At 47.3% G+C, this 16,534-nt stretch carries 4 protein-coding genes and 1 riboswitch; all 4 genes read right to left on the bottom strand.

Annotation, left to right across the window (positions count from 1 at the left end; all coding sequences use genetic code 11):
- Positions 1 to 23: 23 nt before the first annotated feature.
- Positions 24 to 195: riboswitch (cobalamin riboswitch) on the bottom strand.
- Between the two features lie 228 nt (positions 196 to 423).
- The 4 genes from ACGG9R_RS03485 to ACGG9R_RS03470 all read right to left on the bottom strand — a co-directional run bounded on the left by ACGG9R_RS03485 (position 424) and on the right by ACGG9R_RS03470 (position 16,389).
- Complete coding sequence (locus tag ACGG9R_RS03485; protein WP_390151504.1) at positions 424 to 7,605, bottom strand: autotransporter outer membrane beta-barrel domain-containing protein; 7,182 nt, start codon at positions 7,603 to 7,605, stop codon at positions 424 to 426.
- 647 nt (positions 7,606 to 8,252) lie between these two features.
- On the bottom strand, positions 8,253 to 8,444 hold the full coding sequence (locus ACGG9R_RS03480; RefSeq protein WP_390151501.1) for an OmpH family outer membrane protein: 192 nt from the start codon (positions 8,442 to 8,444) through the stop codon (positions 8,253 to 8,255).
- Between the two features lie 90 nt (positions 8,445 to 8,534).
- Complete coding sequence (locus tag ACGG9R_RS03475; protein WP_390151498.1) at positions 8,535 to 12,776, bottom strand: autotransporter outer membrane beta-barrel domain-containing protein; 4,242 nt, start codon at positions 12,774 to 12,776, stop codon at positions 8,535 to 8,537.
- A gap of 292 nt (positions 12,777 to 13,068) precedes the next feature.
- The gene (locus ACGG9R_RS03470; protein ID WP_390151495.1) at positions 13,069 to 16,389 is read right to left on the bottom strand and encodes a hypothetical protein; all 3,321 of its coding nucleotides are present in this window, start codon (positions 16,387 to 16,389) and stop codon (positions 13,069 to 13,071) included.
- Positions 16,390 to 16,534: the final 145 nt, after the last annotated feature.

The raw sequence follows: 16,534 nt of genomic DNA, 5'->3' as shown, positions 1-16,534 counted from the left end.
CAGATCTTTGAACACCATCATGATGTGATAGTTACGAAAAAGCATGGCACTCCGACTTAGTTCCTCGATGAATTCATTTCTTTGTGAAAGACGTGCAATGAACCTTCTCCCCATACGGTTGCAGGACAGTTCTGGATTTACACCAGCATTCCCCATACCATTTCATTAAGGAAATGATATTCCGTATGATTATCATACAGTCAACGAGAAAATTAAAAACATTTGAAAATCTTTAATGCAGTAGCTTCTCATTCACTTTTTCAACTGATAAGATAGCGGATGAGTAATTGTTGATTGTTGTAAGTTGCTGGTTATTTGATTCCAACAACTAATGCAACTTAATATAAAAAAACTCGTGAATCTCATTACGATTCACGAGTTTTTTGTTATACGATCAGAGATGAGCTATCGAAATCAAAAGCATCAGAAGGTGAAGCGTACACCCACATTGGCCTTCCACTGTACTTCATAATCACCGCCAAAGCTCTTCGTGACATCCGCATAGAGCATGCTGGATGGCGACAGTCTGTAGGTGCCGCCAAGAGCAAGCTCTGCCCAAGTATCGCCGAAGTCCTGATCAACGCTGGAAGTAGCTTCTCCTTCTGCACTGAAGGTGCTCGTTGTCTTCCCGCTGAATTCATGAAGCAGGCTGGCCTTCAGATAGAAGTTGCCTTTATCTGTAGCCTTTCCTGCAGCGACGCCCAGACGACCGATGCAGCTGGTCATGCCGTCCTGGCTGACGTGCATCTTCTTGCCCCCCGCATAGTTGCTGACGGCATCATAGTCTGCACTGCCAAGGCGCGAAAGTGTCAGCTGTACCTGTGGTTCAATAAATCCTTTCTCACCACCAAACCGCTTGCCGTATTCTGCCGAAATACCGTAACCAGTCGCGCTGTAATCCCCATCGAGCTTGTACCCGCTGTCATTGTACACCGTATAGTCATTGCTGGTATGTCCGACTTTCGCTACGACATCCAGATACTGCCCATCATCAAAGAGTTTGCTGCCATAGAGGGAGAAGGTATAGAGCTTCGGATCTCCTTCACCGCCCTTGTCATACTTGGCATCGCCCTTATTGTAGTCGAAGGCACCGCCGACATGCCAGCCATTCTTCTGCAGTTTGTCCGCACCGATCTGCGCTCCCCAGAAGCTGTTCGTCACTTTTGCATTGTCTTTGTCGTACTTGACTTTGCCGCCAAAGGTTCTTGCCCAGATACCATCCTCAGCGCCATAGTGAAGATCACCGACGCGGCTGGTCATATCTGTCATATCGCTTCTCCAGGAGAGCATGGAGGTGGTCATTGCGCTCTTTGCACCACGCATCATCGCAGTTTCTTTATCACCGTAGATGATGTTCGATTTATCTCCCGTCTTGATTGACGATGGATCCATCTTGATGGTTCCCTGACCCTGATGATCTTTCTGGAAGATAATATCTGCCAGTTTGACAGTAGCAGAGGTATTGGTCAGCCCTTCGTTAATACCTACTGTGCCTTTCAGATGATCAGCCAAATTCAGCGTGGTATCTGTCACAACATCTCCTTCACCTGCCAGCATCCCAGCCTTTACCTCAGCAGTATCTGCCTTGTCTTCTACTTTTTCAGTGTAGTAGAGTTTATTTGCCAGATTCTTGAAGGTTTTCAGCAGGGTATCGGTATCATGGTAATCAAGCCCCTCTCCATCCGTACGAAGATTGATAACAGAATTATCCGCCGCTTTCTTCACGGTAACATTCCCGCCAAGGACATCTGTCGGACTTGCTGCGTCTCTTCTGTAGAGGATGGTAGCAGAGCCGCTGTAGTCATTGATCGTCAGGTTGCCAGTGATGCCATTTTCACTTTCGGTAATAGCAGAAGCACCGTCACCGGTGGTGGATCCAGAGAGACTCTTGCTGGATGCAACAAAGACTTTACGCCCAGTCATATCGATAAAGCCATTGTCACTAGTGAGGTATCCGATGTGACTTTCTACCGGTTTGCCGCTCTGATCCAGCTGATCTGGCGTGATGGCATTGATCCAGGTGGCACCATCTTTCAGTGTGAGCTGGGTGTTTTCGCTGGTGGCGAAGCCGTACCAATACGTGTCTTTCCCTTCAAGATTAGCGTTGACGGCACCGTTAGCGAAGCCTTTCCAATGGGCTCCATCCTTCATAAAGAGGTTGACCGCACCAAGCTGCCCCTGCGTCACGCCATATCCTCTGGTATCCGCATAGTTACCTTCCCAGAAGGAGTCTTTGCCATTGAGCCCGACATTGATCTGCCCCTTGGTACCCATACCGCCATTGGTCACGAAATCACCGGTGATGGTGGTCTTATTGTTTCCGGCACCGACCATCTTGCCATTATCGTCTCGCTTTACATTGACATAGACTGTACCTGTATTCTGCGTCACAAACTCACCATAGGCGCGGATGGCCGCCCAGGCACCATTAATAGCTGCGATATTGCCACCGCCGATATCTATAGTGGACGCTACAGCACTGATCGCTTCATTCGCAGCAAACCCATTTTCATCTGCTTTGCCGTCAGCCACCACATCGACCAATCCAGTCACAGTGATCTTGCTGGTACCTTTCGCGCCATTCATGGTCTTGATGCCCACGCCACTTGCCTTGGCCTTAGATTTACTGTCAATTTTTAGGACATAGTCGTTACCATTAGCATCTTTTCCTGCATTATCGATGTAAATCTCACCGCTGCTATTCGCAAAGAGCCCAGCTGTGACACCGCTGCCACGCGTGGTGATAGTCATATTACCCGCATCTTTGATAGTGACTTTGCCCAATTTCTCTGGCTTGTCCTCTCCCAATCCAATGGCAGAAATGCCTGTAGTTCCATTACGCCCCTGGCTGCCATCTTCGGAAATCTGCAGTTTGTTGCGATTTGCATGGATAATGGTGTTGATTCCTTGTCCACCAGATACGGCTGCAGTAACCTTTCCAAGCCATGCACCACCGGCAATGGCTTGGTTGTTACCAGTGATGGTATTGCTTTCTTTGGTGAAGGTATATTCCCCAGTGTCCGTGCTGAGGACGCCTTTCTTGAGGTATTCGGTATCTTTGCTCTTATCGCCGGTAATAGCGGTACCAAATTCGCTGCTCCCCTGTTCGCTCGGGTAGGAAATAGACGGTGCCAGGCTATCCTTGTCGAAGCTCCCCTGTCCGGTTTTTTCACTGAACTGAATATTGCCTGTAGCTTTAGCCGCAGAGCGAGCGGTAAGACCTTCCGCGATCTGTACATATCCTTTGAGGTTATCTTCCGCTTTACCGATATAACCACTGTAGGTAAGCTTTTCTGCCAATGCACTAAGCACACTGTCGACTGCATAGATATTGTTTGTATCGATGCCAGTGTTATCAGTACTCATGGTGATAGAAGATCCCGCATCAGCGTGTTTGATGGTCACTTTACCGCCAGTCAAGATCAACGGGTTCGCTTCATTGTGCTTATAAATTACAAAGGTATTTCCATTGTAATTATCAATGCTGACATCTCCTGCTTTGCTGTCGGTCATATCGATCGTAGCTGCCTGGGAAGCATATCTCTGGCTGGTCCAATGCTTGATGGTGCTGGCACCCGTATTGTACCAAGTACCCGCCCCTTTCATATTGACTGCCATTTCGCTGGATGTGCTCTGTCCATGCCAAGTCGTATTGGCATTCATAGTGAGCGTCGTAGAGCCTTTGGTGTTTCCTGTCCAGTCGGCTCCATTGGAGAGATACAGATTGAGGCCGGTCGCAGCCTGTGTATGCGCTTCTACTTCGGTGCCAGTAGCAGTGGCGTAATCCCCTTTGAGGAAGGAATCTTTTCCACTCAGCCCGATATTGATCTGGCCTTTGTTTCCCATACCGCCTGCCGTAGAGAGATCCCCTGTAATCTGCGTCTTTCTGCTACCTGCGCCATTCATATTTCCAGCACTGTCTTGCGTGGTATTGATATTGACAATACCGACATTTTGGGAAAGAAATTCTCCATAAGCGCGGATAGCCCAAGCTGCACCGTCTTCCGCCGTGACGATCCCACCTCCGATATTGATGGTGGATGCCACCGCACTCACGGCTTCATTAGAATTCTGTCCATCTGCTACGACGTCAACCAAACCGTCAATAGTGATCTGACTGGCAGCATTAGCCACACCATTCATGCTCTTGATGACGGCACCATTGGCTTTGTTCGACGCATTGGCTCTTAGACGAAGTACGGCTTTGTCGCTGTCGCCATTGTGAATCGCAATCTGTCCACCGCCATTGACAAAGAGCGCAGCAGTCTGTCCGGTGCCACTCGCAGAGATATCCATTGCACCGGCGTTATTGATTTCCACTTTGCCTCTTGTACCAATGGCCGTGATGCCGGTAGAATGACCTGCATTGGCCTCCCTGACAGTGAGAGTATGACCATGCATATCCAAAGTCGTCGTGTCATCGATCCCTGCTACGGCAGAGCCTACACGGCCCACCCAAGGTCCTCCAGAGACGGTGCTGTTTTCCGCCGTGATGGTGGTTTCATTCTTGATGAAGTTGTAAGTGTTCGTAGCTGTGTCCAGTACGCCGGTCTTTACATAGTCCATATCGTCTGTCATATGGCCTTTGATGGCTGTGCTGTAACTAAACTTACTCTGGCTGGAAGCAAACTTCTCGTAGCTCCCCTGTCCTGTAGCACGATCGAAATCGATACCGCCCAGCGCTTTTGTGACAGAAGCACTGGTGAGTCCTTCGGCAATCTTGACATAGCCGGAAAGATGAGTATCCCCTGCGGTGTAGTAGAGTTTCTTGGCCAGGTTGTCCAGGATAGTGGTATAGTCACCTGTCGTGATATCGGTGCCGTCTACATCAGCTATCATAGAAAGGGAGGAGCCTTTGGTCGCATTGGCAATGGTTACATCACCGCCCTGGATGTCTTTACCGTTCATCTGGTAGAAGATATCTGCGTTACCGCTGAAGCTACCCAGATTCAAAGAAGCATCTTTGCCCATGACAATGTAGCTCTTATCGGCAGTGATACTCTTCACGGTACTTGCACCGGTATTGGTCCAAGTAGAACCGTTGGCCATGTAGAGATTCAGTGCGTCACCGGAATTAATGGCTGTGCCTTTCCAGTAGGAGTCCGCCGTGCCGAGACCGATATTAAAGATAGAGCCGATGCCCTGGTTGTTGATATCCCCTTCCAACTTAGCATAGCGATCTCCAACGCCAGTGACGTTGCCCTTGTCATCGGTCTTGACGTCAAAGTCAACACGAGCATTTGTGGATTTAAGAGCCTGTATACCCGGTATATTACCATCTTTTCCAGAGGTTTTTATAAAATTGGTGACATTGGATATTTTCCCACCCCCGATGGATGTATAGGAACTATCCCCCCAGGTGGAAATAGCATCCGCAAAATTATTAATATCTACTAATCCATCCACAACTATCTTGCTCTTTTGGTTAAAGATAGCTGGAGCAGGGCTGGCTTTCCCAATAGAATTAATCTTCAATATACTCTTTTCATTAGAATTATAGATATGGAAATCCACATCTTTATACATTGAAATTACCCCATTTTTGTGGGAATCTATATCCGTTCCTTCCAGTGTGATTTCCCCTGGATTTTTCACCTCTACGCTAATGGGACCGTCGTCACCGTACAAAGAAAACGCAATTAATCCTGTAGTGTATGCAGGAATACTCTTCGATTTTGTCGTGACATAAAAATCATGGCCTCTCAAATCTACAATGGCTTTAGATACAGGATCTGATGACCACCACTGAACAACCTCTGGGTCTGGCCCTATAATTTTAGTATCACTGTCAAAAGTATAAGTATGAGTTCCCGTTACTTCATCATACTTCAGTACCCCATTATTCAGCCAAAAATCATTGTCATAATAGGCATTCAGACACGTATCATAAACAGTCCATTTGCCGTCTTCTTCATTTGCAGTCTGCACAATGTTTTTATTTCCAGATGTATACCATGCATATGGGGCAATTTTTGCAAACACAGAGGTGGAAGTCAAACCTTCCTCGATTTGAGCATATTTCGTAAGATTGGTATCAGAAGCGGAATAGATTAGTTTATTCTTCAGTGCATTCAATACAGAATTGACCGCGGAAGAGTTAGTGGTATCAATGCCATTATTGTCAGTAGTAGCAGTAATGATAGAACCACTGGATGCACTTGCAATCGTTACATTACCACCATAAATGGTTGTTGGTGCTGACGTATCATGAGCATATCTAACGGTAGCATTCCCTGTAAAGGAAGAAATAATGACATTGCCAGATTTCATAGAAGTATCCGTTACTTTAACGAAATGGGACGGATCCGAAGCGGTCGTATTCCCATTTAAACTCTTCCCATCAGCAACATATAGACCTTTTTCACCGGTCATATCAATAATGCCATTACGGCTGTTCAAATAGGCAATTTTTGCTTCAACAGCATTGCCACTCTGATCTTTCTGGGTCGGGGTAATAGCATTATACCAAGTAGATCCGTTATTTAAGGTGAGCTGCAAACTATCCCCCATACCAAAGCCATTCCAGTAGGTTTCTGAACCATCCATCTGGATATTCATGGAACCATTGCCGAAGCCGAGCCAATGAGAGCCATTTTTCATGAAGAGATTGACCGCCCCAAACTCTCCTGGGGTTTCTCCATAGCCACGGGTGTCGGCATAGTTGCCTTCCCACCAGGAATCTTTACCATTCAGCCCCACATTGATGCGACCTTTGGTACCCATACCGCCATTGGTAACCAAGTCGCCTGTAATCTGTGCAATATGATTTCCAGCACCAGTGGGATTGCCATCTTTATCTTTGGTCACATTGAAATTGACTACCCCATAGTTGGGAGTCACAAATTCTCCATAAGCACGAATGGCAGCCCAAGCGCCATTGATAGCTTTCAGATAGCCGCCGCCCAAGTCAATAGTAGATGCTACAGCGCTGACAGCTTCATTAGAGGAATAACCGCCATCATTCTGTCCATCGGCGGTCACATCCACCAAGCCGGTAACGGTGATTTTACTGGTACCCGTGACGCCATTCATGGTTTTGATGCCCACACCATAGCTCTTTGTGGTCGATTTGCCATCTACGGTTAAAACAGCTCCATTGCTATTATTGTCAATGTAGATTTCTCCACTGCTATTGGCAAAGAGACCGGCAGTTACGTTCGTTCCTCTAGCGGTAATTCTCATATTCCCCGCATTGTTAATGGTGACTTTTCCTAAGTTGGCGGTATCTGAACTACCATTGCCAATGGCTGCAATCCCCGTGGCTGCGCCGGAGCTATTCGTTTCTGTAACCGTCAAAGTATGGTGATTCATATTGATAACCGGGGTTTTCCCCTGAGCACCAGAAACAGCAGTACTAATGTTGTTTAACCATTTCCCGCCTGCAATTTCATTATTGCCCACCTTAATCGTAGTATCTTCACCAAAAGTGTACACTCCATTTTTTAATACACCTTTATATGTAGTCTTTGTACCATCAATATCCGAGTTACCTGTAATCGGCGCGGTATAGTTCTTTGCTTCTACCACACCCGTTGGAAACAGAACTCCCGCACTGAGAGCGAGCACCACGCATAAGCCTAATTTTTTCGCATATGACTTTTTCATATACTATTCTCCTTTCTCAGAGAACCATTGGAGGAAACTCCTCCGTGGGACAGTATGATCAAGAAACCGGTATGCAAGTCTCGGCATCATGAGTTTCCTATATTTCCCTCAATCATTACTCTCCTTGTACATGCATCCAACTTCTCTTACTATCCAATTAAAGAATAAACCGTATGATAATCATACTGTCAATTTTTTCTAATTTTTAATCACAATTTTTATAACCAAACGAGCTTCTTAAATAGAGTGCCTCATATTTTAAAGAGAATATGATATGAAGTACAGACATTGATTTCATACAAAGCATATGAAAAAGAGAGAGGAGAAAAAGGAGTGATATGTAGAGGGGAAAGATCTACATAGGGGACAAGTCAGGAAACATCTGGGAGGGGAAAATCACAAGTGCTCTCCCTGCATCGCCCCATGGAGTAAATACAATGATCGCATGGTGCCTCATAGCCCTATCCCATGATCATTCAGAAAACGTACCGACTGGAGAAATTCATTGATTCTGTTCTGCCAGTAGAGTGCATGAGCCAACCTCCGGCGCTTCGCGCCACCTCCTTCCAGAGGAAGGAGGGAAAAATCTTTCGTTCATCATCGTCATGGAACCTGCCAAGCCTCCAGAGCCTGCTCTTTTTTCCGCCTTATTTCATATTCGCTTTCACATCTTCGGTGAGGTCAGCGGAGATGGTGCCGTAGATGATACCGCCCGGGACGACGACGGCGTCGATCTTCTTGGCTTTGGCTGCTTTTTCTACAGCGGCCTTGAAGTTGTCCTTGATCGGTTTCATAACTTCATTTTCCTTTTTAGGCTTTCCCCGAAAAGTGCGAATCAATTTTTAACATATGCAAAAAGAAGGCTGCGCCTTGCAGATCTCCTGCAAGGCACAGCCCTTTACTACCATTTATTTATATTCGGTATAGCATCAGAAGGTGAAGCGGACACCCACATTGGCCTTCCACTGTACCTTGTAATCTCCACCAAAGCTCTTGGTAATATCACCATAAAGCATGCTCGAAGGAGACAGTCTATAGGTACCGCCCAGAGTCAATTCTGCCCAGGTATCCCCAAAGTCCTGATCCACGGTAGACGTCGGTTCATTTTCTGCGCTGAATGTCGTGCTTGTTTTTCCGCTGAATTCATGGAGCAAGCCTGCCTTCAGATAGAAATTACCGCGTTCCGTTGTTTTTCCTGCGGCTACACCCAGACGGCCGATGAAGCTTGTCATGCCGTCCTGGCTGACATGCATTTTCTTTCCGCCGGTATAGTCGCTGATCCCATCATAGTCTGCACTTCCCAGGCGAGAAAGAGTCAGCTGCAGCTGTGGTTCCACAAAGCCATCGGCTCCGCCAAACCGTTTTCCGTATTCAGCGGAAATACCGAAGCCATTAGCACTGTAGTCCCCATCCAGCTTATGTCCCATATCATTGTATACGGTATAGCTGTTTGTCGTGTGACCTGCCTTGACAGCGATATCTACATACTGGCCATCCTCGAAAAGCTTCGTGCCGTAGAGCGAGAAGGTGTAGAGCTTCGGATCCCCTTCGCCGCCCATTTCATACTTGGCACTTCCCTTGCTGTAGTCGAAAGCGCCGCCAAAATGCCAGCCGTTCTTGAAGAGCTTATCAGCCCCCACCTGAGCGCCCCAGAAGCTATTGCTGAAGGAAGAGGTTCCTTTATCATATTTGACTTTACCGCCGAAGGTTCTTGCCCAGATCCCATCATCTGCGCCATAGTGGAGATCTCCCATACGAGTCGTCATATCGGAAACATTGCTTCTCCAGGACAACATAGACGTATTCATGGCATTCTTCGCACCACGCATCATCATGGTTTCCGAGCTGCCCCAGATGATATCCGGATCCGTCTCTCCTGGCTTCATGCTGTTCTTTTTATAGCTGCCCTGTCCCGTGGTCTTATTGAAATCAATCGTACCATACTGCTTGGCAGCACTTGCAGCCGTGAGGCCCTCTGCGATTTCTACCCGGCCATTCAGGTTGGTCACGCCATTGACCGCCTCCGTATAGGTGAGCTTTTTCGCCAGAGCATCGAGCACATTCTCTACGCCGTGATAATCACCCATATTGATACCGCTGCGATCGGTGCGCAGGGTCAGGAAGCTATTGGCATCGGCCTTCTTGACCGTCACATCTCCGCCCAGAATATCGGTCGGGTCTGCTGCACTATGGCTATAGAGCACCAATGCATGACCGCGGAACCGGTCTACCGTAATACCGCCGCTGTCCTTGTTCTGGAAGATCACGCCATTTCCGGTATCCGTTGCATCCAGCAAGGAAATATTGGCTTCTTCCTTTCCCGTGTTGTTCCATACACCGCCATTCTGCAGCCCCATTTCAAAGGTGCCGCCATGATTGGTAAGACCGCCTGTCCAGGTAGAGCCTTTGGTAGCAATGCCTAAGGTTACCTTGCTATCCGCATCATTGACCTTCACATCCCCCACATATTCTGTTGCTGCCGTGTCATTCGGAGCAAAGAAGCTGATGGTACCGCCATTCGAGGCTTCTGCCAGCGTGGTGCTCTGGATCTTGCCAGCGCCTAAGGAAACACTGCTGCCTGCCCCATCGGCCTTCGCCGCTGTCTCGGCGCTGATATTCCACACGCCGCCTTCATGGGTACGGAAGGTACCGCCGTTCTTGGCTTCGATACCGACCTTGTCCGCCGTAAGCTCTGTGGTCTTTCCGTTGCGGAAAGTCAAGGCTTTGCCATCTACGGTGATACCTGCATTTCCTTCGTTTTTAATGGTCAGATCATGGCCATTCATATCGATGGAATAATCCGTATCTTTCGCCTGGATCGCCGTATCAGAAGCCGTAGCCAATTCTACAGCGGTCTTATCCTTGGTGAATTCATAACGGATATCCGAAGGATTCCCGACCTTCATGACACCGCCATCGAGGTACTCGCTATCCGCGCTCTCATTACCTGTCATAACCGTCGTAAAGGTTTCCTTCTGCTGGTCTTTCGGATAAATCGACGGGGAAGCGCTATCCGCTTTATACTGCCCCTGTCCATTTTCTCCGGTAAATTCCATAGCCCCGGTGACCTTGGACGCCGCTCTCGCCGTCAGCCCTTCCGAAATCTGGAGAATGCCGGTGAGATTTCCCTCTGTCTGGTAATTGGTGTAGTACAGCTTGTTTGCCATCGCCTGGAAAAGGGAGCTTACCGTTTCCTTTTCACGAAGTCCATCATCGCTGATACCATCCCGATCTGTAATCAATGTGATCCGAGAGCCGGCCTCTGCACTGGTGACAGTCACATCACCGCCATACACGTTCGTGAGGTCATTGGCATCATGCTTATACAGGATAGACGCATTTCCGCTGAACTTATCGAGTACGATATTTCCAGCATCCCCGGTCATGTCGATCACGCCGCCGACGCTTCTCGTAATGCCGCTGACGAGCTGTCCCACATGAGAATCCCCGGTATTTTTCCAGGTCGCTCCATTCGTAAGCATCAGGCTGTTCGAGCCGCCGGTCCAATCCATAGCGCCTGTCCAGCTGGAATCTTCCCCATCTAGGTTCATATCCAGCTGTCCATCGCTTTGAGACATATCACCCGTCCATACGGCAGGCGCATCTCCTGTATTACCGATGGACAGGATGCCATTCGCACCGACTCTGCCCAAAGTATCCGCCTGGATAGTCCCTGCATTAACACGGACGGTGCCACCCGTCACATCGAAGCCCGTCTTCGCATCGATATGAGTCAACGTCTTCAAATCGATTATGCTATCCGTTTCCTTTTTACCTTTCGTCTGTACACCGATAGCATCTCCTCTAGCATTGGCTGCCTCTATATGAAGGGTGCCATTCTGGGCTGACACACCGTAGCCAACGCCTTTGATCCCTGCTACGGCTTCATTGAGTCCCTCTTCTCCACCGTCAATATGTACATCCAGCTGATGGTTTGTCAGATCCATCTTGATGTCTACATATCCCCAGGTATCACTGGAAGCATCGATAGCACTGGTGTAAGGGACCTCTCCGCTCTGCGAAATCTGAATCTTGGAATCCTTCCGGAAAATGAAGTACTTGCCATTCTGCTGCACACCTGCATTGGCATAGGCCGTATTATTTTCATCCTTTCCAGTACGTTTTGGGGCATACAAAGACGTAACAAATAACGTGCCATCCTGACTGGGCGTCTCTACCGTCCCCGACAAACTCCCCTGATGGGTTGTTTCATCGTAGGTGATTTTTCCTGTTTTCAGCACAGAAGCAGAAGTCAGACCTTCTGCAATTTCCGCATAGCTATCCAGGTATTCTGGCGTCCCTTTGTAGTAGATTTTCTGAGCCAGGGCATGTAAGACATCAGAGACCTGCGTTTCATCCGACATATCGATCCCATCGCTATCCGTCCGTACATAAAGAGTAGTCTGCGGATTCACTTTCTCTGCTTCTTCGATGGTTACATTTCCGCCAAGGATTTGAGTTGGATGCGACACATCATGATCGTAGAGGATTCGGATTCCCCGTTTTAGCATGCCGATAGTCAAGTTTGTGTCCGCTTTCATATAGATAGCACTTTCACCGATACCAGGATTCCATCCTTCCACCGTGTGAATATAGCTATCCTGTGCTTTATCTTTCTGTTCCCACTGATAAGTCCATAGGGTAGGTGTGATACTGTACTGATCGTTCCAAAGATCAAGACTAATTGCGCCAGATTTCGCTGCGTCGTTAACAATACCGCCTGTCCAGGTAGCACCGTTATTTAAAGTAATCCGATATGTACCGCCAGTAGCTCCCAAAAGATCCAGGTCTCCGACTAACTTTTTACCAGTGATGGAAACTTTACTATTGTTCTGACTCTTAGTCACTTTGAGTAGTGTGCCGCCCTCTGCATGAATCACATTAGCAGAACTAAGAAGACTTAAGTCTTTCCCTCCATCGAGCCAAAGAGCGATTCCTTCCGGCGTTTCTATATCCACAGCACCTTCAAATCCTACGCTAAAGCTTGTTTCCCCAAAAAACTGATCTTCCGTATCACGATCCTCTACGACTTTGATCCCCACAAAGTCCTTATCGCCGCCTTTACTTGCGATATGCATTTGTCCATCTTTTGGCATCTTAATAGAAGCACTACTATTTTTTACCAGAATTCCCGTACCATTGGCACTGGCTGCTATATTCAAGCTTGGCATTTCTGTAAATTTTAGATTTGTGCTTTTTTTCGTATTTTTACCATCATTTCCAATATAAATCCCAGCTGTTTGTCCTTCCAAGTTCAACGTATGTCCTTGTCCCACAATCTGCACAACATCACTGTTACTGTTGACTTTCCAATCCATGGCTTTATCGGCGGTGATGGTGGTATCTTTCCCAAGGGAATACAGAAATTGGCTTTGACGAACCCCCTGGTCCGTATAAATCTGATCGTAGACCTCATCACCAGTCATGGAGCGGGTAAAAGTATCCACCATTTGTGGTATATAGCTACCTACCCCCCGATTCCGGATCAAAGTGAATAAACCCTTCCGTCAGCATGGCGCTCTTAGCCGTCAAGCCATCTGCAATCCCCACTTTCCCGACCAATTTGGCTTCCGACGGATTGGTATAAATAACCTTCTTTGCCAATGCCTTCAGCACACTTCCTACCTGGTCCGTATCATCCATAGAAATACCATCATGATCTGTAACAGCGTATAAAGTCGCCTTACCACCTACATATCGAGTAGATACTTTGTCTACAATGATATTACCTCCAATGATAGCAGCTGGATTTTCAGTTTCATGGTTATAGACTACCCGAAGGATCCCATCAAAACGATTAAAATCTGTAAGTTCGATATCTTTTTTGGATTTTTGGAAAATGGTTGATTGATCACCAGCGTCACCTTTATAACCCGTACCATACAGGAATACTTTTACAGCACTGCCTGTATCTCCTTCTTTGTCAATATGATTCCAAATGGCATCCTTTTCCATGGCAAGATCTAATGAACCACTGCCATCTTCTGTGCTATCTACCGTCGTTCCAGTCCAAACGGAACCACCTTTGGTGAGAACTAGCTGACCATGTTCTTTTCCCAGCTTAATATGTCCCGTCACATTGACGATACCATTGGCCGTATCAGAACGACTTGACTGACTACCGATGTGCCAAACACCACGAGTAGCATCGACAGCAAATCCATCCCCTGCATCAATCGTAATATCTGCGGCCGTTGCTTTAGAACCACTGTTATAAGAGTTTAGCGAAAGTCTTCCACCATAGTCCTCATCCGTCCCATCCGCTACGATAATAGCTGTACCTCCATCTGTACGAATGGTAGCCCCATTGGCAGAAACCCGTCCATGGATCGCCGTTCCTTTCCCTGCATCGATATCAATACGTCCAGCAGTGGTAATGGTACTCCCATGGGTTGTCTTCATTCCTACAAAATCTGTATCCTGCAATTCGTTGTGAATGGTGGTAGTTCCCTCTGCATTTAAAATATAAATGGTAGACCCTTTATTCGTTTCTGCATTTCCAGATGCCAATACCCCTGTTTTTGCCTGATGAATGGTCAGATTCGCTGTACTTCCATTTAAATTGATATTGCCCTTCGTATCATCTGCATAGGATGCTTCTATTCCTGTATTCGCATTGATTTCTATGTTTCCAGGATTCGACATATTCAGAGTGGCGCCGGAAGCCTCTATCCCTTTTCCTTCCACTCCAGAAGCAGTCAAATTAAAATCCGTATACTTGGCGGTTATAGTAAGGCTAGCCTTATCCTTGGCTTGCATAGCCGCTTCATCTTTCACAGTAATGCGCGTATCTTCCGTAAAGGTAGCCTTATTTCCCGCTCTTAATACATTGGCGTCCACATACGGACCATCTTTTTCCATAATACCAGTCAAAGCCTGGGTAAAATCAGTTGCCTTCTGCTGGAAACCATCCACATAGCCAGTACCTGCTTTGGTAAAATGGATATCTTCTTCTCGAGAGACACTCTGGCTGGTCAAGCCTTCTGCAATCTGCACTGTTCCTTTCAGATTGTTTTCCCCGTCCGCATAAGCAGCATAATACAACTTGTTAGCCAATGTATTCAGCATATTTCTCATGTAACTTTCATTTGCTAAATTGGCTGGCGTGATGCGAGCGCTATCCGTGCGAATGGTAATGGAAGCCTTCTCTCCATCTGTCTTCTCGGCATAACCGATATGAATATTTCCTCCCTGGATTTTTCCTCTGTTCTGGCTATAATAAATCACTGTATTTCCGGTGTAATTGGCAATCGTCAGATCAGAATTTACGTTGGAGTTTGCTGGCTTTGACATATCGATATACCCGACATGTGCCGCATCTTTACCCCCATACAGATGACGCATAGAAGAAGACCCTGTATTGGTCCACTTTGCCCCATTCTGCAGGAACAGGCGAACACCATCCACATCCGTATCTTTGGTATTGACCGCTTCCTGTATTGTTCCGTACAAAGTAGAATCCGCCGTCGTCAATGCCGCATTCACCGTAGCATTGGTGTCTGCGCCCACCCAGGCTCCCATGGAAGCCAAAGCAGCATAACTGTTCCTATCCCAATCAGTGGCTCCTTTCGCCGTGATATTGACCGTATGATTTCCTGGCGTCAATCCCTTTTCTACAGTCCCCGATACATTGACGTTCATCACGCCCCCGCTTCGAGCAGTGACACTATTATAGGCCTGCGTCACAATAGTACCACCACCGACAGAAATACGCCCCGAGGCAGCATTGGTCGCCCAACCGCCATTGGTGTAAATATCCACCAATCCATCTATGTCAATGGTTCCTGCCATTGTTTTCAGCGCAGTCACATTCATTTCATATCCTTTAAGCGGGGTCGTAACGCGCATCACTACAGCATGGTCTGGATCGTCATCATTGTGAATGACCACATGGCTATTTTCCGTCATAGCACCAATATCAGCATAGTAGTAATAGTCAGAATCCGTATCCAGACGGATCTGTCCCGGATTGTTAATGGTTAAAGTTGCACTTCCCGGTACATACAAAGCTGCCGCACGATTGGTAAAACCACCGCCATTATAAATATTGCCATGCATGATGACATCCAGATTATGACCTGTCATATCAATGGTGGTATCTTTGCCAATCATTACAGAGGCAAAATCTCTCAGGTAATTATCATCCTTTGTGATGTTGAAGCCTGGGTGAATCACCGCATCTTCCTGAAAACGATATGTCCCATCGGCCTGTTTGATGCCTCGTTTTTCATATTCATCATCAACACCTAAGACGCCGGAATACGGGGTCTTGACCTCTCCAGCCAATTTTGCCTTGCCCGTAGTTTCATCAAAATCCAGAGCAGACAATTTCTTGGAAGCAGAAGCAAAGGTCAAGCCTTCATAAATTTCTGCGGTACCTTCCAGATTCTTTTCGCCCTTGGTATATGCGGTGTATGTCAATTTATCTGCCAGAGCACCCAGCACCTGTTTCACCTGGGCGTCATTGGACAGATTTAACCCATCACTATCAGTGACCAGCGTGATCCTTGCCTTATCACCTGAATTCTGTAAGCCAGCACTGGATACCGTCACAGACCCGCCGATCAACTGATCAGGAGCCTCCTTCTCATGCTTCCAAAGATAGACATTGGATGTTTTATAGCCGCTCAGCGTCACATCCTCGTCTCCCATCAGAACCGCATAGGAGCGGCCTGTAGTAGCCGTTGCGTCCTGTGCCAGCGCCTGCTGCCCGGCAGGAAATAATGCGCCCCCTCCCAAAAACAGGGTCGCCAATATCATCCGTTTTACCCACTTTCTTTGCATTTTCCGTTCTCCTTTCTGGCGAGACACGCTTTACGATGCTCATTCTTCATCCAGGATCGGTGTGACCCTGACATCCAATGACCTCTATATTCCGTATCTCAAGAAAATAAAAAACTGCCAAGTACGAATTGGAACATTCTTTTGA

The sequence above is a fragment of the Dialister sp. i34-0019-2H8 genome (assembly GCF_042846925.1).
In the GTDB taxonomy this organism is placed as follows: domain Bacteria; phylum Bacillota; class Negativicutes; order Veillonellales; family Dialisteraceae; genus Dialister.
The sequence above is the reverse complement of the archived record's forward strand: the minus strand, read 5'-3'. Positions and strand labels throughout refer to the sequence as shown.

Coding starts and splice junctions, on each gene's coding strand:
- ACGG9R_RS03485 (WP_390151504.1), bottom strand. CDS start 7,605: ATGAAAAAGTCATATGCGAAAAAATTAGGCTTATGCGTGGTGCTCGCT.
- ACGG9R_RS03470 (WP_390151495.1), bottom strand. CDS start 16,389: ATGCAAAGAAAGTGGGTAAAACGGATGATATTGGCGACCCTGTTTTTG.
- ACGG9R_RS03475 (WP_390151498.1), bottom strand. CDS start 12,776: ATGCCAAGCTTGAATATAGCAGCCAGTGCCAATGGTACGGGAATTCTG.